Origin of the sequence: Pseudomonas sp. BJa5 (genome assembly GCF_030272875.2) — a bacterium.
In the GTDB taxonomy this organism is placed as follows: Bacteria; Pseudomonadota; Gammaproteobacteria; order Pseudomonadales; family Pseudomonadaceae; genus Aquipseudomonas.
Genome location: NZ_JALRNG020000055.1, coordinates 1 through 19470 on the forward strand (window position 1 = coordinate 1; position 19470 = coordinate 19470).

Here is a 19470-nt window from a genome sequence, read left to right on the forward strand (position 1 = left end):
CGCGGCTTTTGGCCGTGTTCTGGAGCCTTATCTACTTCCGCGGGCGGCCGTTCGTTGTACCACCCCTCCGGGGGGCATGCCCGCTCCCCCCGTCGGCGCGGGCTGGCCCCGCGATAGCCACCTACTGCACGAGCAACTCATCCACCAGCAACTGCGCCGCATGGGACAACGGCGCCGCCACCCGGTGCACCACCCCGAACGGCTCGCTCAAGGCCCGCAAGCGCACCGCCAGCGACACCAGCAAGCCACGCTGTTCGGCGAATGCCGCCACGGCACTGGGCATCACCGTCACCAGCGTGGGGTCGGCTTCCAGCAGCATGAAGGTGGCGAAGGTGGACGAGGTTTCCAGCGGATAGCGCGGCAGCTCCACCCCCGCCTCGCTCAACTCGCGCTCCAGGGCCTGGCGCATGGGCATGTTGGCCGGGTAGAGGATCCAGCGGCAATGACTCAGGTCACCTACCTCCAATGCCTGCGCGCCCGCCAGGGGATGCTGCGGGTGGGCCACCACCGCCAGCGGCTCCCGGGCCAGCTCGCGGAACACATAATCCGCCGCATTGCGCCCAAGCCCCGGGCGGCAGATCGCCAAGTCCAGGCGCCCTTCGTCCAGTTGCGCCAGCAGGTTGGCGCTGGTGTTCTCGGTGATTTCCACCGCCAGTTGCGGCTGCCTGCTGCGCAGGCGCCCCAGCGCCCCCACCAGCATCGGCATGGCGCCCATGATGCTGCCCACCGCCAGGCGCCCGCCCTGCCCCTGGACAATTCCCAGTACCTCGTCGCGCAAATGGCCCAGGTCGCTGTGGATCAACCGTGCATAGCGCACCACGCAGCGTCCGGCTTCGTTGGCCACCAGACCGCTGGGTTGGCGCACGAACAGCGGCACACCGAGGATCTCCTCGACCTCACGCAACGCCTTGGTCGCGCCGGGCTGGGAGATGGCCATGGCCTCGGCCGCCTTGTGCAGCGAGCCGCAGCGGTCCAGCTCCATGAGCAGGCGCAACTGGCGCAGACGCAGGCGGGAGAAAATACTGTCCAGGGAAGGGATCATCGGCGCATCAACCTTCCAGCGTCTGCTTCAGCGCCGCCAGGCCACCCTCGTAGATGCCGGTGAACAGCGCGGTCGCCTCGGCATCGCTGATGCCCACCGGCACGAACGAGCCGGACCATTGCACCCGCGCGCCCTCACCTGTCGGCACCACACGCAGGGTCGACTGGTAGTCGCGCACCGGTGCCGGGCCCTGGAGGATGGTGTAGCTGTAGCTGCGCCCGGCTTCGCTGAAGTCCAGCAGGCGCTCGATGATGGTGTCGCCATCGATGCTCTTGAGCGTGCGCACGCGGCCGCCTTCGCTCAAGGCGCTGTGCGGCACGAACGGCAGCCAGTCGGGCAGCGCGTCGAAGCCGCCGATCAATTGCCAGACACGGTCGGCGTCGATGTGCAGGTCAATGCTAGCTTGTGCAGTAGCCATGGTGTTTCTCCCGGGGTTCTACCCCAACAATACGGTAAAGACAGGGCCGCGATGCAGCCCTGCAAAGCTCATGTTCAAACAGTCGGTACAGGTGCCAGGGCGTTGATCAGCCCTTGCTGGCGCAGGTCGTTCCAGAACGCGGCAGGGATGACGGCGCTCAGGGCCGCATGGTCTTCGTTGGCGTGCAGCGGACGGGTCGAGCCCGGGATCGCCGCGACCACGGCCGGGTGGGCCAGGGCGAACTGCAGGGCGGCGGCCTTGACGTCGACCCCATGGGCACGGGCAACCGCACGGATGCGTTCGAGCTTGTCCAGCACCGGCCGGGTGGCCTTCTGGTATTCGAAGTGTTCGCCACCGGCGGTCACGCCCGAGCTGTACGGGCCGCCGACGACGATGCCGACACCCTGCTCCAGTGCTTGCGGCATGACCCGTTGCAGCGCACGGTCGTGGTCCAGCAGCGAGTAGCGGCCGGCAAGCAGGAAGCCGTCGGGTTGCGGCTCGTCAAGGTCGAGGGTCAGCTCGATCGGCTCGACCCGGTTCACACCCAGGCCCCAGGCCTTGATCACGCCCTCTTCACGCAGGCGGGTCAGCACGCGGAAAGCGCCTTTGCGTGCGCTCTCGAAACGCTCCAGCCATTGATCACCGTAGAAGTCCTGGGCGATGTCGTGAATCCAGACGATGTCCAGGCGGTCGGTGTTCAGGCGGCGCAGGCTGTCCTCGATAGAGCGCAGGGTGGCGTCGGCGCTGTAGTCGTTGAGGATGCGGTTGCGGTTGCCGTGCTCGAACAGCCCGCTCTTCTCGCCCAGCTCACGGCTGGTGGGGTCTTCCAGCTCATCGAGGATGACCCGGCCGACCTTGGTGCTGAGCACGTATTCGTCGCGAGGGCGAGCGGCCAGGGCGTTGCCCAGGCGTGACTCGGAAAGACCGGCACCGTAGAACGGCGCGGTGTCGAAGTAGCGCACGCCGTTGTTCCAGGCGGCATCGACGGTTGCCTGTACTTCGGCCTCTGGCACGTTGCGGAACATGTTGCCCAGCGGTGCGGTACCGAAGCCCAGTGGATGGGCGATAAGGGATTTGAGAATCATCGGTGGTGTCCTGGTAGGGGGAGTCGCTTGTGAACTCCAGTGACGGCAATCCTATGCCGCCCCTACCAAGACCGTCCAAGTCATAATTCGACAGACTTCAGACCTTTGAGGCATGACCATTTAACATGGATGTTCCCATCTACACCGATCGCAGCCTGGCGGCAGCTCCCACGGATACCCTGCAATCACTGTAGGAGCTGGCGGAGCCTGCGATCGTTGTGGGAGCTGGCGAAGCCTGCGATCGTTGTGGGAGCTGGCGGAGCCTGCGATCGGCTGCGCAGCAGCCGCACTACAGCCACCTCGATGGCCGAGTCGTCAGGTTCTACGACCGCTACGCGGCCGATCGCAGCCTGGCGGCAGCTCCCACAGATACCCTGCCACCATTGTAGGAGCTGGCGAAGCCTGCGATCGACTGCGCAGCAGTCGCCACTCACATGCTCAGGTTCGCCACCTTGGCCCGCGCCGCGTGCAGCTTCTTGTAGCTGTCGATCAGGCGCAGGTGGCGGTCCAGGCCTTCGAGCTTCATGCTGGTCGGCGTCAGGCCGTGGAAGCGCACGCTGCCGTCCACCGAACCGAGCACCGCATCCATCCGCTCGTTGCCGAACATCCGGCGGAAGTTGGCCTCGTAGTCTTCCAGCGCCAACTCATCGTCCATCGCCACTTCCAGCACCACGTTCACCGCCTGGTAGAACAAGCCGCGCTCGACGGTGTTGTCGTTGAACTGCAGGAAGGTCTCCACCAGTTCCTTGGCCGGGTCGTGATTCTCCAGGGCAAGATGGATCAGCAGCTTGAGTTCGAGGATGGTCAACTGGCCCCAGGCGGTGTTGTCGTCGAACTCGACACCGATCAGGGTGGTGATGTCGGTGTAGTCATCCAGCTCGCTTTCTTCCAGGCGCTCGACCAGCGCTTGCAGGCTGTCGTCGTCCAGGCTGTGCAGGTTGAGGATGTCTTCACGGAAGAACAGCGCCTTGTTGGTGTTGTCCCAGATCAGGTCTTCCACCGGGTAGATTTCCGAATAGCCCGGCACCAGGATGCGGCAGGCCTTGGCCCCCAGGTGCTCGTACACGGCCATGTACACTTCCTTGCCCAGGCCCTCGAGGATGCCGAACAGGGTTGCGGCTTCGTCAGCGTTGGAGTTTTCGCCGTTGCCTGCGAAGTCCCACTCGACGAACTCGAAATCGGATTTGGCACTGAAGAAGCGCCACGACACCACGCCGCTGGAGTCGATGAAGTGCTCGACGAAGTTGTTCGGCTCGGTCAGCGCATGGCTGTCGAAGGTCGGCTGCGGCAGATCGTTCAGGCCCTCGAAGCTGCGGCCCTGGAGCAGTTCGGTGAGGCTGCGCTCCAGCGCCACCTCGAAGCTCGGGTGGGCGCCGAACGAGGCGAACACGCCGCCGGTGCGCGGGTTCATCAGGGTCACGCACATCACCGGGAATTCGCCGCCCAGCGACGCGTCCTTGACCAGCACCGGGAAGCCCTGGGCTTCCAGACCCTGGATACCGGCGAGGATCGACGGGTATTTTTCCAGCACGTGCTGGGGCACATCGGGCAGTGCCAGTTCACCTTCGAGGATCTCGCGCTTGACCGCGCGCTCGAAGATTTCCGACAGGCACTGCACCTGGGCTTCGGCCAGGGTATTGCCGGCGCTCATGCCGTTGCTGAGGAACAGGTTCTCGACCAGGTTGGAGGGGAAGTACACCACCTCGCCGTCGGACTGGCGCACGTAAGGCAGCGAGCAGATACCGCGCTCGATGTTGCCGGAGTTGGTGTCGTACAGGTGCGAGCCGCACAGTTCGCCGTCGGGGTTGTAGATCTCCAGGCAGTACGGGTCGAGGATTTCCTTGGGCAAGGCATCCTTGCGACCGGGCTGGAACCAGCGCTCGTCGGGGTAATGCACGAACGGCGCGTTGGCGATCTCCTCGCCCCAGAACTGGTCGTTGTAGAAGAAGTTGCAGTTCAGGCGCTCGATGAACTCGCCCAGCGCCGAGGCCAGCGCGCTCTCCTTGGTCGAGCCCTTGCCGTTGGTGAAGCACATCGGCGACTGGGCATCGCGCAGGTGCAGCGACCAGACGTTGGGCACGATGTTGCGCCAGGAGGCGATCTCGATCTTCATGCCCAGGCCCGCGAGGATGCCGGACATGTTGGCGATGGTCTGCTCCAGGGGCAGGTCCTTGCCGACGATGTAGGTGCTGGCGTTGCTGTCGGTGTCCAGCATCAGCAGCGCCTGGGCGTCGGCGTCGAGGTTCTCCACCTCTTCGATGACGAAATCGGGGCCGGTCTGCACCACTTTCTTCACGGTGCAGCGGTCGATGGAGCGCAGGATGCCCTGGCGGTCCTTCTCGGAAATGTCGGCGGGCAACTCGACCTGGATCTTGAAGATCTGCTTGTAGCGGTTCTCCGGGTCGACGATGTTGTTCTGCGACAGGCGGATATTGTCCGTGGGGATGTTGCGGGTTTCGCAGTAGAGCTTGACGAAGTACGCCGCGCACAAGGCCGAGGACGCCAGGAAGTAGTCGAACGGACCCGGTGCCGAGCCATCGCCCTTGTAGCGGATGGGCTGATCGGCGATTACCGTGAAGTCGTCGAACTTGGCTTCAAGTCGAAGATTATCGAGAAAGTTGACCTTGATTTCCATGCGGGAGCACCAGCGAGCAAAACGAAATGGGCGCCATTATCCGGGTTTTTCCGCAGGAAGTCTTGCTCGCGCGCGGGTGGCTCCGGATCAGCGCTGGAATGACGTCGCCAGGTGTTCGATCACCAGACGCAACCTTGCGGTATGGCGCAGGTCCTGGTGGGTGACCATCCACACTTCATAGGGTTTGCTGCGGGTACGCGCCGGCCAGATCCGCTCAAGGCCGTCGCGCAGGCCCATGTCCACCGGTATCTCGCCGATGCCCAGCCCCTGGGCGATGGCGCGGCGCACCATCATGCTGGAATTGAGCGCCGCCACCACCCGCGCCTGGTCGATCGGTTCGTCCACCAGCGTCGGGTTGGGCCGGTCGCGCCAGTACGGCTCGTACATCACCAGTTCATGGCCGGCAAAGCCCTTGCCTTCTTCCGGCACACCCTGGCGTTGCAGGTACTCGGCAGAGGCGAACAGCCCCATGGGCCAGTCCGCCAGCTTGCGCAGGATCAGGTCCGGATTGTCGGGGCGCTGGTTGCGGATGGCGATGTCGGTTTCGCGCCGGGACAGGTTGACGATCTCGGAGCTGCTATCAAGGACGATGCTGATCTCGGGGTGTTCCAGGTGCAGTGTCTTCAAGGCGGGAATCACGAAATCGTAGGCCAGTGAGTCGGTCGTGGAGATGCGCACCTCACCGGCCATCTCGTTGTCCGCCCCGCGGGTGCGGCGGGTCAGCTCCAGGGCGGCGTGCTCCATTTTCTCGGCCATCTCGAAGGCCATTTCGCCGACGCAGGTCATTTGATAACCGCTGGGCGTGCGCAGGAACAAGGTCGATCCCAGGTCCGCTTCCATGGCGCTGATGCGCCGCCCGACCGTGGCCTGGTCCACGCGCAGCACCCGTGCCGCCCGGCGCAACGTCAGCTCTCGGCCCAGTGCCAGCAGCACCCGTGCATCATCCCAGTTCATCTGTGTTTTCCCGTGAAGAATCGTTGCAACAGTGCTTCGCAAAATCGCCGCACGACCGCAAAGCCCGGCGTGCGTACCCTTTTGTGCAAGCCAGCCAGTAGCGCTGGTGCTCACTCATTTCCAGGATTATCTCATGAGCATCACTCGCACAAATCCCGCCGCGCAGATGACGGCCATTGAAATCACCCAACCGGGCGGCCCGGACGTCTTGCAGCCGAGTCAACGCCCGATACCGGCACCCGGCCCGCGCGAGGTGCTGATCCGGGTCCGGGCCGCCGGCGTCAACGGCCCCGACCTGCTCCAGCGCAAGGGCCTGTACGACCCGCCCGCCGGCGCCTCGGACATTCCCGGCCTTGAGATCGCAGGCGAAGTCGTCGGCCTTGGCAGCGAAGTGCAGCGCTTCGCCCTGGGTGATCCGGTGATTGCCCTGGTGCCGGGCGGCGGTTACGCCGACTACGCGGTGGCGGATGAACGCACCACCATTCACCTGCCAGGCGGCCTGTCGATGATCGAGGCGGCGGCGCTGCCGGAAACCTTCATGACGGTCTGGGTCAACCTGTTCCAGCGCGGCGGCTTCAAGGCCGGCGAATCGGTCCTGATCCATGGCGGTGCCTCCGGTATCGGCACCACGGCGACCATGCTGGCCAAGGCTTTCGGCGCCTCGAAGATCTTCACCACGGTGGCCAACGCGCAGCAGCAGGCCGCAAGCCTGGCCCTGGGCGCCGATGTCGCGATCAACTACAACGAAACGGATTTCGTCGAACAGGTCATGGCCGCCACCGAAAACCTGGGCGTGGACGTGATCGTCGACATCATTGCCGGTGACTATGTGGGGCGAAATTTCCAGGTCGCGGCCATGAACGGCAGGATCGTGCAGATCGGCGTGATCAAGGGGCCGGCCACCCAGGTCGACCTGTTCCCCATGCTGGTCAAGCGCCTCACCCATATCGGCTCGACCCTGCGTTCGCGCAGCGCCGACGACAAGGCCGGGATCATTGCCGAACTGGAGTCCAAGGTGTGGCCCCATGTACGCAGCGGCGCGATCAAGCCGCTGATCTTCAAGACCTTTACGCTCGCGGAGGCGGCGCAGGCCCATGCCCTGATGGAGTCCGGCCAGCACATTGGCAAAGTGGTGCTGACCGTACCGGAGCCTGCCTGAAACAACAGGCGGCGCTGCGATGAGCGCAGCGTCGCCCGGCTTCCCTACAACCCTGCGCAGGCGTGACCACCATCGACGATGATTTCCGCGCCGGTCATGCCCCTGCTGGCCCCCGAGGCCAGCAGCAACAAGGCACCATCCAGGTCACTGCTGGCGCAGAACCTGCGGCTGGGAATGCGCGAGCGCAGGCGCTCACCGGCTTCGCTGTGGAGGAACCCGTCGTTGATGTCGGTGGCAATGTAGCCCGGCGCAATGGCGTTCACGCGGATGTCATGGCGCGCCAGTTCCAGCGCCAGGGAACGGGTCAAGTGACTGAGCCCCGCCTTGGCTGCACTGTAGGGTCCCACGCCGCCGCCCACGCGACTGGCGAGGATCGAGGTGATGTTGATCAGGCACCCTGCCCGCCGGGCTTCGACCATTCTTCTGGCCGCTTCCTGCGCCACCACCCAGGCGCCACGCAGGTTGGTGTCGACGATCGCATGCCAGTCGTGGTCGTTGTAGTCGAGCACCCGCTTGGTGTCGCTGACGCCGGCGTTGTTGACCACCACGTCCAGGCCACCCAGCTGCGCTTCGATGGCGTCCATGCAGTCGATCACCGATTGCCGCGAAGTGACGTCCAGTTCATAGGCGCTGGCATCGTGCCCGGCCAGGCGCAATTCGCCGACCAGGTCGTTGAGCCGCTCGACCCGCCGGGCCGCCACGGCGACCCGCGCGCCCGCCGCCGCCAGGGTCCGGGCGAAATGCAGCCCCAGACCGCTGGAGGCGCCGGTCACCAGCACGCGCTGGCCGCTCATGTCGAACAGCTTGTTGACCAGCGCGTTCATTGCGCACCTCCGGCGCTGCGGGCGAGGATCTTGCGCGCCAGGCTCATGCGGTGCACTTCGTTCGGGCCGTCGTAGATGCGAAAGCCCCGGGCGTCGCGGAAGATCCGGTCGACGATGGCTTCGCTGGTCACCCCCTGCCCGCCAAGCACCTGCACGCTGCGGTCGATCACCCGCCAGATCCCTTCGGAGCTGATGACCTTGGCCATGCTCGACTCGAAATTGCCGCGCTCGCCCTGGTCCAGCACCCAGGCGCAATGCCAGACCGCCAGGCGCGTGGTGAGCAGGTCCATCTCGTTGTCGGCGAGCATGAAGCCCACGCCCTGGTGCTCGCCCAGCGGCTTGCCGAAGGATTGGCGCCGGGCCGCGTAGGCACAAGCCACGTCGTGCGCACGACGGGCCTGTCCCAGCCAGCGCATGCAGTGGGTCAGGCGTGCCGGCGCCAGGCGCACCTGGGCATAACGAAAGCCCTTGCCCACCTCCCCCAGCACCTGATCGGCCGGCACCCGCAGGTTGTCGAAGCGCAGCACGCCATGCCCACCGGTAAAGCAGGTGTCGAGCGAATCCATCATGCGTTCGAGGATGAAACCCGGCTGGTCGGTGTCGGTGAGGAACATGGTGGCGTTGCCGTCCTCGGTGCGGGCCATGATGATGGCGAAGCTCGCTCCCTCGGCGCCGGTGATCAACCACTTGTGGCCATTGATGAGGTAATCGTCACCGTCGCGCACGGCGGTGGTCATCAGCATCGAGGGGTCGGAGCCGGCCCCCGGCGCCGGCTCGGTCATGGCGAAGCAGGAGCGGATATGCCCCTGCACCAGGGGCCTGAGCCAGCGGTCCTTCTGCGCTTCGGTGGCGACCACCTCCAGCAGGTGGATGTTGCCTTCGTCCGGGGCGTGGATGTTCAGCGCGGTCGGCCCCAGCGGCGAGTAGGCGGCCTCTTCGAAGATCACCGCCTTGGCCGTGTGCGACAGCCCCAGGCCGCCCATCTCGCGAGACGCATGGGGGGTCAGCAGGCCATGGGCGCGGGCCTTGGCCACCAACTCCTGGCGCAGTGCATCGCTCGGGCCATGGGCGCCCTGGCGGCTGTCGTGCTCCATCGGGATGATTTCGTTGGCGATGAAATCCCGCACGCGCGCCTGCAACGTGACCAGCTCATCGGAAAGTGCAAAGTTCATGTTCGAGTTCCTTGTTGATTCGCAGGTTCAGGCCGCCGGCCCGTGCGGGTGGATTGCGCGGTACAGGCTTTCCATCACGGTGGCGTGGATGCCGGCCTTGTCGGGGTTGTAGGGGGTGAAGTTGAGGGTGCGGATAAAGCCGTCCTGCAACTGGCCGCCCCGGGTATCGATATCGAGGACGTTGAGGCAGGCCGGGTCCTGCTCGAAGGCGCTGATCCCCGCCAGACCGATACCGGTGGCCCAGGCGAGGACGACGCGGTTGACGGCATCGTGGCTGACGATGAGTGCGGTCTCCCAGCTGTCGTCCCGGGCCAGTTCGTCCATCGTCGCCAGCACCCGCTGGCTGAAGTCGCTCCAGCGCTCGCCTCCGAGGAAACTCGCTCCGGGTTCGGCGGCCTTGCGATAGGCGTCGACGACTGTTTCGCGCAGGGCCCGCGGCGGTATTTCGCGCAGGCGCCCGGCACGGATCTCGCGCAACTGCGCCAGGGCCTGGACCGGACTTTCACGGCCCTTGAGCAACAGCTCAAGGGTTTGCTGCGCACGCGGATAGTCGGAAACCAGCACCCGGTCAAAGCGCGTGCCCTGCAGGACCTGGCCAAGCGCCAAAGCCTGTTCTACGCCGTGCCGGGACAGCTTCACCGCACGCGGGTCCAGCGGCCGGCCCTGGTCATCGAAATAATCGACATGACCATGGCGCACCAGGTAGCAACGACGTCGTCTCAGGGCTTCAGCGTTCATTGCGCACGGCCTTCGGGCTGGTGATCGCCAGGCGTGCCCGGTTGATGCGCAAAAGCGCCTCGAGCAGCCGTTGCTGGCGCTCATCCGGGTGGTCGAAAGCGCCGCTGCGGATCAGCCCGGCCAGCCGTGCCCGTGCATCGGCGGTCGTCGCCTGTTGATCGTCCAGCAGCGCGGCCACAGCACCGGCCTCGATGCGCTCGGCGTCGGCGCCCCTGGCGATTTGCCGAGCGGCGACGGCCATGGCCCGGGCGATCATCCGGCACTCATAGTGGTGGGCCTTGTCCAGCGTAGGCAGCAGGGTGTCGAGCAGCACCTCCCTTGCGGTATCCAGCAGGTCGATGGCCGTGGTGTTGTCGGTATTCATGGCTGCGCTCCGCTGAGTAGAAGAATGTCCTGTTCCAGTTCCGCCAGCAGAGTGCCGGTCAGCGCCAGCTCCAGTGAGCGCTGCTGGCCGGACAGGTGCCGCTGCGTCTGCTGCAGGGCGACCACCGCCCAGCGCAGGTGGGCCATCAGTTGCCAGAAGCGCAGGTCTTGCGGGCTGGCCTGATAGCCGGAGACGGCCTTGTAGCCCTGCAGGAAGTCATTGAGCTCGCCCATGCCGCCGGCTTCGCGATCGGCCCGGGCAAAGCGCCAACAACGGGCAGTGAACCAGCCGATGTCCTCGCGCGGATCGCCCCAGCCGGTGAACTCCCAGTCCAGCACGCCGGTCAGGCCCAGGGCGTCGACCATGTAGTTGCCGGTGCGGTAGTCGCGGTGCAGCAGGCGCGCGGGCATGGGCAGCGGCTTGTTCAGCTCGCACCAGCGCAGCCCCCACTCGATCACCGGGTAGCTGCCTGGCAAGGCATCGAGAAAGCGCCGGTACTGGTCGATGCTGGCCTGCGCAGGGTCGCTGGCAGGTGGCGGTAGAAAGCCCAGGTCAGGATGGTCAGGGGTGATCCGGTGAATCAGCCCCAGGTTCTCGCCCAGCGCCCGGCACAGCTCGCTGCGCAGCGGCTCCAGCGTCAGGTCCGTGGTCAGGCGGTGCCCGTTGGAATGACCCTCTAGCTTGCGCATAAGAAAGAAATCGCGGCCCAGCACGGCCAGGTCGCGGCACAGCCACAAGGGCTCGGGCACCTTAACACCGGCCTGGTGCACGGCGGCCAGTACTGCGAACTCCTGGGCACGGCCCATGCTGACGGCCACGGAGGACGCGGAATCGGTGCGCAGCACCCACTGTTCGGTGCTCTGCTCGCCGCCACGGGTCACGGTGCCGGTGAGCAGCCAGTTCTCCTGGATGGCGCCTCCGGACAGGCGCTGGCCCTGGTCGATCACGACCTTGTCGGCCCCCAGTTGCTGGCGCAGGTAACTGGCCAGCGCCGGGAACGCATCGGGAACGTCGGCGTGCTGAGCACCGGGTGGCGGAATAAAAAGGGTGGACATCGCGGCTTCGAACTCCCAGAGGAATGGTCTTCCTGCCCTTGAGCAAGAGTTGAGCCAGCTTTCGAACTATTTTATTTATCCCTTTATAATCAATTTGTTACGTCTACTTTCCAGTATTAACAATGTCGTGAATATCACGACTCCATTGCAGATTTGAAATGCACGTTTCAGCATGGAAAAAACAGCGTCGAGGTCTGGACCATGCGCACCGAGCACTACCTGCCCAGGGTGGTCGCCCTGATCACCCACCTGCAAATGCCAGATGGCGCCAGCCGCATGGCCCGTATCGTCGAGCAGGTGATACCCGATTACCGCGACCGGGCCCGGGTCGAAATCGTCGAGACCACTGTCAATCTCTTGGGCGAAACCGGACGAGCGCTGGAAGCCAGGGGCGATGTCGATGTGATCATCTGTTCGGGTGCCACCAGCGCGTACCTGAGAAGGCACCTCTCGATCGCCGTCCTCTCGATCCGCATGGGTGAATACGACCTGATCCGCGCTCTGGACATCGCCAGGGCGCGGGCCACCAAGGTGGGCATCGTGAGCTTCCAGGACACCCATCCGGAACTCGAAGCGATGGCCTCGCTGTTCACCGTACAAGTCCACCAGGCCACCTACACCCGCTACGAAGGCGCGCAACAACAGGTCAAGCGCCTGATCGACGAGGGCCACGGCGTGATCGTGGGGTCGTCCACGGCAGTGGAAATCGCCGAGTCGAACGGTGCCCAGGGTGTGCTGGCACTCAATGCCGACACCGTGCGGCGGGCCCTGGACGATGCCCTGGGTGTCTGTCACAGCCGCCAGCAGGTGCTGATCCAGCAGCAGCGCCTGAACGCCGTATTGCGCAACCTCTCAGACGGCGTGATCGCCGTGGATGCCCACGGTCTGATCCAGTCGCTGAACCCGCGCATGGCCGCCTTGCTGGGCATCGCCAGCGAATCGGCGCTGGAACAACCGCTCGGGGCAATCATTGCCGACCTGGACATCGCCGCCCTCCTGGCCAGCGGCGAAGGCGAAGAAAACCGCATCGTCAAAGCCGCTGGCCGCACGCTGTACGCCAACCTCACCCCGATCATCGACAACGGCAGGCCCGACGGCGTGGTCATCACCTGCCAGGAAGCCAACGCCATCCAGCGCGCCGACCGGCGCATCCGCAGCCAGGTCAAACCCCGCCAGTTCACCGCCCGCTACCGCTTCGAGCAGATACTCGGCGAGGCGCCCGCCTTTCGCGCCCTGCTCGACTTGGCCCGGCGCTACGCGAGCGCCCACGCCACCCTGCTGATCCGTGGCGAAAGCGGCACCGGCAAGGAGCTGCTCGCGCAGAGCATCCACAACGCCAGCCCGCGCCACGAAGGCCCCTTCGTCGCCATCAACTGCGCCGCCTTCCCCGAAACCCTGCTGGAAAGCGAGCTGTTCGGCCATGAAGAAGGCGCCTTCACCGGCTCACGCAAAGGCGGCAAGAGCGGGCTGATCGAGAACGCCCATACCGGCACCCTGTTCCTCGATGAAATCGGCGACATGCCGGTCACCCTGCAAACCCGCCTGCTGCGCGTGCTGCAGGAGCGCGAGGTGTTGCGCCTGGGGGCCGGCGAGCCGACGCCGGTGGACATCCGCGTGATCGCCGCCACCCACCGCGACCTGCGCGCGCAGATTGCACAAGGTGCGTTTCGCGAGGACCTCTTCTACCGCTTGAACATTCTGAGCCTGAGCATTCCGCCGTTGCGCGAGCGTGCCCAGGACATTCCCCTGCTCGCCGGGGCCATGCTCGACCGACTGCCGCTGCCGCCCGCTACTGCCGAGGCCGGTCGACGCCTGCTGGAACGACTGACGCCCGCGCTGTTGCGCTACGGCTGGCCGGGCAATATCCGCGAACTGGAAAACCTGGTGGAGCGGGCGGCCTTGTCTGCCGAGGCGCTGTCAGGCAGCGGTAATGCAGTCGCCTTGCAGTCGCTGTTCAGCGAACTGTTCGAGCCTCAGCCCGGGCAACCTTCGGCACCGGCCCATGCCCCCGACGGACAGGATCTGCGCAGCCTGAGCCGCGCCCAGGAAAGCACCCGGGTGCGCGAAATGCTCGAACAATGCCAGGGCGACCTGGACGAAACCGCCCGCCGCCTGGGCATCAGCCGGACCACCTTGTGGCGACGCCTGCGCACCCGGAAGGACTGATGCGGCCGTGCATTTCAACTCTGAAATTTATTTCAGCGATGAAACCTGGATGGTGCTCAACGCGGCCTCAAATACCTCGAATACTGTTAAGAAAGCATCTGTAATTAATTGAATAAAAACAGTTTTTTCATTAGCAATTCAAACCACTGAGATTTGGCACAGCCCTTGCTCCCTCCCCTCCGACGCTGCCGCCGGCCGGCCTGCAGCGTCGGAGCGCCCACAATAACAAGGCAGGAGGTTGCCCGTGCAAGGCATGATGATGAACTTCAACCTGAGTATCGCCGCGATCATGCGCCAAGCCCTCATGGTTGCCGCCGACACCGAGATCGTCTCGCTGTTCAACGATGGAAACGTGCATCGCTACACCTATGCCCAGGCGTTTTCCCGCGCGCGCCGCCTGGCCAATGTACTGGACGCCCTAGGCTGCCCGGCCGATGCCCGGATCGGCACCCTGGCGTGGAACGATCACCGCCATTTCGAACTGCATTACGCCGTACCCTGCTCCGGGCGGATCTGCCACACCATCAACCCCCGGCTGTTCCCCGAGCAGATCGGCTACATCATCCGCCATGCCGAGGACGACCTGCTGTTCGTCGACCCGCAGTTCATCCCGCTGCTGGAAAGCCTGCAAGCTGAACTTGGCAGTGTCCGCCACTGCATCGTCCTCTGCGCCGCCGATCAGGTGCCCGCCAGCTCGCTGCCCGGCCTGCTGAGCTACGAAGCGCTGCTGGAGGCGGTCGACGACCATCATGACTGGCCGGAGCTCGACGAGCGTCGTGCCGCCGGCCTGTGCTACACCTCCGGCACCACCGGCAATCCCAAGGGCGTACTTACCAGCCACCGCAGCACCGTGCTCCACGGCATGGCCCAGAACATGGCCGACAGCGTCGGCCTGCGCGCGCTGGATGTGGTGATGCCGATGGTGCCGATGTTCCATGTCAACGCCTGGGGCATGCCGTACAACGCCGCCATGGTCGGCGCCAAACTGGTCCTGCCTGGCCCACGGGTCGGTGATGCCGCCGCGATGATCAAGCTGATCAACGACGAAGCGGTGAGCTTCTCCCTGGCGGTACCGACGCTGTGGGCCAACATCAGCCAGCACCTGGACGCGCACGCCGCTGCAGTCCCCTCGCTCAAGCGCGCCGTCAGCGGTGGCGCGGCCTGCCCGCTGGCGCTGATCGAGGCCATGCAGCGCCATGGCGTGGCCCTGGAAAACGGCTGGGGCATGACCGAGCTCAACCCCATGGGCAGCTACAACCGCCACCAACCCTGGTACGCGGCACTGGCCCAGGCGCCGCGCGGGCAGCAACTGCTCAAGTCGGGCCGGGCCATGTTCGGGGTCGAGATGCGCATCGTCGATGAAGCCCAGCGCCCCCTGCCCCACGATGGCCAGGCCAGCGGCGCGCTGCAGGTGCGCGGCCCCTGGGTGCGCAGCGGCTACTTCGGCGAACAGACTACCGAGGGCTGGTTCGACACCGGCGATGTCGCCAGCATCGACTCCAAGGGCTACATGCAGATCACCGACCGCATCAAGGACGTGATCAAGTCCGGCGGCGAGTGGATCAGCTCGGTGGAAATCGAGAACGCGGTCATGGCCCACCCGCAGGTGGCCGAGGCCGCCGTGATCGGTCTCCCGCACCCACGCTGGAGTGAGCGCCCCTTGCTGGTGGTGGTGGCTCGCCAGGATCACCCGGCGCCCAGCCATGAAGCCCTCACCGCCTTTCTCGAAGACAAGATCCCCAAGTGGTGGATGCCCGACGCCAGCGCGTTCATGCAGGCATTGCCGCACACTGCGACCGGCAAGGTCAGCAAGAAGACCTTGCGCGAGCACTTCACCGATTTCGCCTGGCCCTGAACCACCCCCTACCGGCGCGTCAGCGACGCGCCCACGCGCAGCCTTACAACAAAAACAAGCGGAGGCACTATGAACAGCATGATCGACACGCCTGTCGAGCACTACCGACGCATCCGGGAAAACCCGCGCTATATCGCCCTGGCCAGGGCCCGCTCGCGCCTGACCTGGTGGCTCAGCGCCCTGGTGCTTGCCAGCTATTTCCTGTTCATGGGGGTTGCCGCCGCGCGCCCCGACCTGCTGCACCTGCCGCTGTACCCGGGCAGCCACCTGAGCCTGGGCATCCCGCTGGCGACCCTGCTGATCGTCGTCGCCTGGCTGCTGACAGCCTGGTACGTGCACCGCGCCAACAGTCACTTCGATCATGTCAGTGCCAGCATCGTCAAGGAGAGCCAGCGATGAAAGCCACCTGCCTGCGGCTTCCAGCAGCCGTCCTGTGTGCCCAACCCGTGTTCGCCTCGGCAGCCGACGCGCCGCCACAAGGGCTGAACCTGCATGCCATCGGCATGTTCCTGCTGTTCGTGTCGATCACCCTGCTGATCACCTGGTGGGCCGCCCGCCAGACCCGCTCGGCCAGCGACTTCTACACCGCCGGCGGTGGCATTTGCGGTTGGCAGAACGGCCTGGCCATCGCTGGTGACTACATGTCGGCCTCGACCCTGCTGGGACTATCCAGCATGGTCTTCGCCAAGGGCTACGACGGCTTCATCTATATGACCGGCTTCTTTATCGGCTGGCCGCTCCTGACCTTCCTGATGGCCGAGCGCCTGCGCAATCTTGGCCGCTACACCTTCGCCGACATCGTCTCGTTCCGCCTCGACCAGCGCCGCGTCCGCATGCTCGCGGCTTGTGGCTCGCTGACGGTGGTGTGCTGCTACTTGCTGCTGCAGATGGTCGGCGCCGGGCAACTGGTCAAGCTGCTGTTCGGCCTGGACTACACGCTGGCGGTCGTGGTGGTGGGCCTGCTGATGCTGGTCTATGTGATCTTCGGCGGCATGCTGGCGACCACCTGGGTGCAGATCAGCAAGGCCGTCCTGCTGCTGGTGGGCGGCACCCTGCTGATGCTGCTGGCCCTGGCACCCTTCGGCTTCAGCCTGGAAACCCTGGCCAGCCGCGCGGTGCAAAGCCATGCCGGCGGCTGGAGCATCATGGGCCCCGGGAGCATGCTGGCCAACCCGCTGAACGTTGCTTCCATGGCCCTGGGCCTGGTATTCGGCCTAGCCGGCCTGCCGCATATCCTGATGCGCTTCTTCACCGTGCCCAATGCCCGCGAAGCGCGCAAGTCGGTGTTCTACGCCTCGGGCTTCATCGGCTACTTCTTCCTGGTGGTCTGCGTGCTCGGTTTTGCCGCCATCGTCATTGTCGGCACCGATCCGCAGTACTTTGTCGACGGCAAGCTCGGCGGCACCCTGCAAGGCGGCAGCAACATGGTGGCCATGCACCTGGCCAAGGCGGTGGGTGGCAACCTGTTCCTGGGCTTTCTCTGCGCCGTGGCGTTCGCCACCATCCTCGCCGTGGTCGCCGGCCTGACCCTGGCCGGCGCCTCGGCCATCTCCCATGACCTCTACGCCACGGTGATCAAGCGCGGCAATGCCAGCGAGGCCCAGGAGATGCGGGTATCGCGCATCGCAGTGGTGATACTGGGGTTGCTGGCCATGGCGTTGGGCATCCTGTTCGAACAGGTGAACATCGCCTTCCTGGTCGGCCTGACGTTCGGCATCGCCGCCTCGGCCAACTTCCCGGTGCTGTTCATGGCCATGTACTGGAAGGGCCTGACCACCCGCGGCGCGATCTACGGCGGGCTGACCGGGCTGTTCTCGGCCCTGGCCCTGGTGATCCTCTCCCCCACGGTCTGGGTCACCGTGCTGGGCAACCCGCAGGCGATCTTCCCCTATGACCACCCGGCGCTGTTCTCGATGCCGCTGACCTTTGCCGTGATCGTCCTGGTCTCGCGGCTGGATCGCAGTGCCAGGGCGGACAGGGACCGTGAGGGCTTCGACGACCAGCTGGTCCGGGCCCAGACCGGTGTCGGCATCGCTACCGCCATCGATCACTGACCCTGTCGTCGCAGTTCAGCAGACCCGTCGGTACCTGCTGATCTGCGGCGCCGCCTGCAACAGCCCGGCGCCTATGGCAAGCGCGCGGGTCAAATGTTCGGTCTGCCAGTGCGCGGCCTCGCAGGCGTCGCTTTGCCAGCGTTCGAAAGAGGTGATCTGCAAGGGATTGTCGAGCGCTTGAAAGTAGCCGTACTCCAGGCATCCAGGCTCAAGCCGGGTCTTCTCGCTGAGCACGGCCAGCAGGTCGAGCATTTCATCCAGTCCTTCGGGTTTGACGTCGAATCGGGCTGTCACGTAGAGCATGGCGGACACCTCAGTCGTCCAGGTCACCATTGCGTGTGGCGACCTGGATCGCCTGCGCGGTGGTTGCCACGCCCAGGCGACGACGGGCAGCGCGTAAATGATTCTCCACGGTGCGCTCCGACAACCCGAGGGTGGCGGCGATATCGGCCTGGCGTCGCCCGGCGGCGGTCCAGGCCAGTACTTCGCGCTCGCGCCCGGAAAGCGTTCTGACGCCCTCGGTGCCAGGCGCTTCCAGTAACCGGCGAGCGGCGCAAAACGCGGCGGTGGCGACCATTGCCAACAGCACCCGCACCTCGGGGCTGCTGTCCACCTGCCCACCGCCAAGGCTCATGGCACCTTCGAGCCCCAGCGGACCGAATACCGGCACCTGCAAGCCGTGTGGTCCGCTGCCGATCGGGCGGCGAACCACGCGGTAGCGGTCACCGTCCGCACGCTGTGTCTTGGTCCAGAAAAACGCTTCGCGGGTTTCCAGGATATGGCGGGTGACCGGGCATCGGCGCACATAGGTCTGGGCGTCGACCGCCAGGCCATCGCCGAACCAGTCACCTTCGACCCAGTAAATGCGCTCGACCACTTCGTCCCGTGCCGATGAGGCCGAAAACAGCACGAAGCGATCGTAGCCAAAGGGCCCGGCAAAGGCGCGAACGGCCTGCTGGGCCTGCGCCAGCGCGGTGGCGCGTTCGATCTCCAGCACAGTACGCACGGCCGCCTCGGCCACCCCGCTGTTCACCTTGCTGCGACCTCGTCGAGCAACGCCGCAGCCGCCAGTTTGCCCAGGGCATTACCCGCATAGGGACTGTCGCCGGTCAACAGCTTGCGGTCCTGGTGGGTGGCACCGGAGATGTCCTTGTTGATGATCTCGAAGCCCAGCGCCTGGAGCTGTTCACCGAACTTCCAGGTCAGGTGACCCGGCATGTAGCCGATGGCGGGCGTCTGCGCATCCAGGTCGTCCGGGAAGGCACAGATCTTGTAGCCCTTGTAGGGGTTGGCGGCTGCGGATTTGCCCACACCCAGGGCGAGCAAGGCGGCCGGGCCGTGGCACAGGGAGATGACGAACTTGTCCCGGGCCGCGGCCCACTCCAGCACCTTTTGCACCTCGACACTTTCCGGCAGGCCGATCAGCGCGCCGTGTCCGCCGGGGATGAACACACCGATGTAGTCGGAGTCGTCGCCCAGGGCGCTGTCGATCACCTCGGCGAGCTTCCTCGGTTGCTTGAATTGAGCGCGGTACTTGCCGTACAAGCCTTTGACTTCAGCGTCTTCGGACGGCATCGCCCAGAACTCGAACTTGACCGGGTTACCGGATACGGTCGCGACATCGAAGCCGAACCCGGCCTTGTCCAAGTGGTACATCGGCAGCAGCGTTTCAACGGGATGGTTACCGGTGGAGAACATCGTGCCGTTATCGGTCAACAGGTAACGCTCATCGGCGCCGATCACCAGCACCTTCCAGCGCCCGCCCCGGTAAGGTTCGGGATAATCGGCACCGCTGAGATCGGACTTCGGTGAGGTAAACTGGCTGAGCGAATACGGTGAGGGGAAAAACGCATTGTCCTCGGCAGGGTCCGGGGTCGGGCGTTTGTCGTCGGTCTGTGTGCTGGTCATGGCTGGCTCCGTGGTTCAGGGCTTGTGGGCTGACACCGTTG

Annotated in this window: 18 protein-coding genes; 5 read left to right on the forward strand and 13 right to left on the reverse strand. The window is 65.3% G+C overall.

Features of this window, described 5'->3' with window-relative positions; all coding sequences use genetic code 11:
- Window positions 1–121 precede the first annotated feature (121 nt).
- From M2D63_RS23695 to M2D63_RS23715, 5 genes are all read right to left on the reverse strand, one after another.
- The gene (locus tag M2D63_RS23695; RefSeq protein WP_285865498.1) at window positions 122–1042 is read right to left on the reverse strand and encodes a LysR family transcriptional regulator; all 921 of its coding nucleotides are present in this window, start codon (window positions 1040–1042) and stop codon (window positions 122–124) included.
- Window positions 1043–1049: 7 nt separating this feature from the next.
- On the reverse strand, window positions 1050–1460 hold the full coding sequence (locus tag M2D63_RS23700; RefSeq protein ID WP_285865499.1) for an SRPBCC family protein: 411 nt from the start codon (window positions 1458–1460) through the stop codon (window positions 1050–1052).
- Window positions 1461–1534: 74 nt separating this feature from the next.
- Entirely contained in the window at window positions 1535–2545 is a 1011-nt protein-coding gene (locus M2D63_RS23705) for an aldo/keto reductase (protein WP_285865500.1), read from the reverse strand.
- Window positions 2546–2975: 430 nt separating this feature from the next.
- Window positions 2976–5180, reverse strand: a complete 2205-nt coding sequence (locus tag M2D63_RS23710) for an OsmC domain/YcaO domain-containing protein (RefSeq protein ID WP_285865501.1) — start codon at window positions 5178–5180, stop codon at window positions 2976–2978.
- Window positions 5181–5267: 87 nt separating this feature from the next.
- On the reverse strand, window positions 5268–6134 hold the full coding sequence (locus M2D63_RS23715) for a LysR family transcriptional regulator (RefSeq protein WP_285865502.1): 867 nt from the start codon (window positions 6132–6134) through the stop codon (window positions 5268–5270).
- A gap of 166 nt (window positions 6135–6300) precedes the next feature.
- On the opposite strand from M2D63_RS23715, the gene M2D63_RS23720 reads away from it, so the two are divergent.
- A complete protein-coding gene (locus M2D63_RS23720; RefSeq protein WP_285865521.1) occupies window positions 6301–7293 on the forward strand; it encodes an NAD(P)H-quinone oxidoreductase in 993 nt (330 codons plus the stop codon).
- A gap of 44 nt (window positions 7294–7337) precedes the next feature.
- Here the strand turns inward: M2D63_RS23720 and M2D63_RS23725 are convergent, their stop codons facing one another.
- The 5 genes from M2D63_RS23725 to M2D63_RS23745 are packed head-to-tail and all read right to left on the reverse strand — an operon-like array spanning window position 7338 to window position 11446.
- Window positions 7338–8117: an SDR family NAD(P)-dependent oxidoreductase gene (locus M2D63_RS23725; RefSeq protein ID WP_285865503.1), complete on the reverse strand. Its 780-nt coding sequence runs from the start codon at window positions 8115–8117 to the stop codon at window positions 7338–7340.
- Window positions 8114–9289, reverse strand: coding sequence for an acyl-CoA dehydrogenase family protein (locus M2D63_RS23730; RefSeq protein WP_285865504.1), 1176 nt, complete (start codon window positions 9287–9289; stop codon window positions 8114–8116). The genes M2D63_RS23725 and M2D63_RS23730 overlap by 4 nt, the downstream gene beginning before the upstream one ends.
- 27 nt (window positions 9290–9316) lie before the next feature.
- Window positions 9317–10027, reverse strand: coding sequence for a histidine phosphatase family protein (locus M2D63_RS23735; RefSeq protein ID WP_285865505.1), 711 nt, complete (start codon window positions 10025–10027; stop codon window positions 9317–9319).
- Complete coding sequence (locus tag M2D63_RS23740) at window positions 10017–10391, reverse strand: DUF6285 domain-containing protein (RefSeq protein WP_285865506.1); 375 nt, start codon at window positions 10389–10391, stop codon at window positions 10017–10019. Before M2D63_RS23740 ends, M2D63_RS23735 begins: the two co-directional genes overlap by 11 nt.
- Entirely contained in the window at window positions 10388–11446 is a 1059-nt protein-coding gene (locus tag M2D63_RS23745) for a phosphotransferase family protein (RefSeq protein ID WP_285865507.1), read from the reverse strand. Before M2D63_RS23745 ends, M2D63_RS23740 begins: the two co-directional genes overlap by 4 nt.
- Before the next feature lie 201 nt (window positions 11447–11647).
- Between M2D63_RS23745 and prpR the strand changes: the two genes are divergently transcribed.
- From prpR to M2D63_RS23765, 4 genes are all read left to right on the forward strand, one after another.
- Window positions 11648–13612, forward strand: coding sequence for a propionate catabolism operon regulatory protein PrpR (gene prpR / locus M2D63_RS23750; RefSeq protein WP_285865508.1), 1965 nt, complete (start codon window positions 11648–11650; stop codon window positions 13610–13612).
- A 253-nt stretch (window positions 13613–13865) separates the two neighbouring features.
- Window positions 13866–15467: a long-chain fatty acid--CoA ligase gene (locus M2D63_RS23755; protein WP_285865523.1), complete on the forward strand. Its 1602-nt coding sequence runs from the start codon at window positions 13866–13868 to the stop codon at window positions 15465–15467.
- A gap of 69 nt (window positions 15468–15536) precedes the next feature.
- Window positions 15537–15866 carry a DUF485 domain-containing protein gene (locus M2D63_RS23760; RefSeq protein ID WP_285865509.1) on the forward strand — a complete coding sequence of 110 codons (330 nt, stop codon included), beginning with the start codon at window positions 15537–15539 and terminating at the stop codon, window positions 15864–15866.
- Window positions 15863–17521 carry a cation acetate symporter gene (locus M2D63_RS23765; RefSeq protein WP_285865510.1) on the forward strand — a complete coding sequence of 553 codons (1659 nt, stop codon included), beginning with the start codon at window positions 15863–15865 and terminating at the stop codon, window positions 17519–17521. Before M2D63_RS23760 ends, M2D63_RS23765 begins: the two co-directional genes overlap by 4 nt.
- A 15-nt stretch (window positions 17522–17536) precedes the next feature.
- Here M2D63_RS23765 and M2D63_RS23770 read toward each other — a convergent pair whose 3' ends face one another.
- Genes M2D63_RS23770 through hchA form a run of 3 tightly spaced genes read right to left on the reverse strand, consistent with a single transcriptional unit; the run spans window position 17537 to window position 19429 of the window.
- Entirely contained in the window at window positions 17537–17824 is a 288-nt protein-coding gene (locus M2D63_RS23770) for a putative quinol monooxygenase (RefSeq protein ID WP_285865511.1), read from the reverse strand.
- A 10-nt stretch (window positions 17825–17834) separates the two neighbouring features.
- A complete protein-coding gene (locus tag M2D63_RS23775) occupies window positions 17835–18554 on the reverse strand; it encodes a PA1136 family autoinducer-binding transcriptional regulator (protein ID WP_285865512.1) in 720 nt (239 codons plus the stop codon).
- Window positions 18551–19429 carry a glyoxalase III HchA gene (gene hchA, locus M2D63_RS23780; protein WP_285865513.1) on the reverse strand — a complete coding sequence of 293 codons (879 nt, stop codon included), beginning with the start codon at window positions 19427–19429 and terminating at the stop codon, window positions 18551–18553. Before hchA ends, M2D63_RS23775 begins: the two co-directional genes overlap by 4 nt.
- Window positions 19430–19470 lie beyond the last annotated feature (41 nt).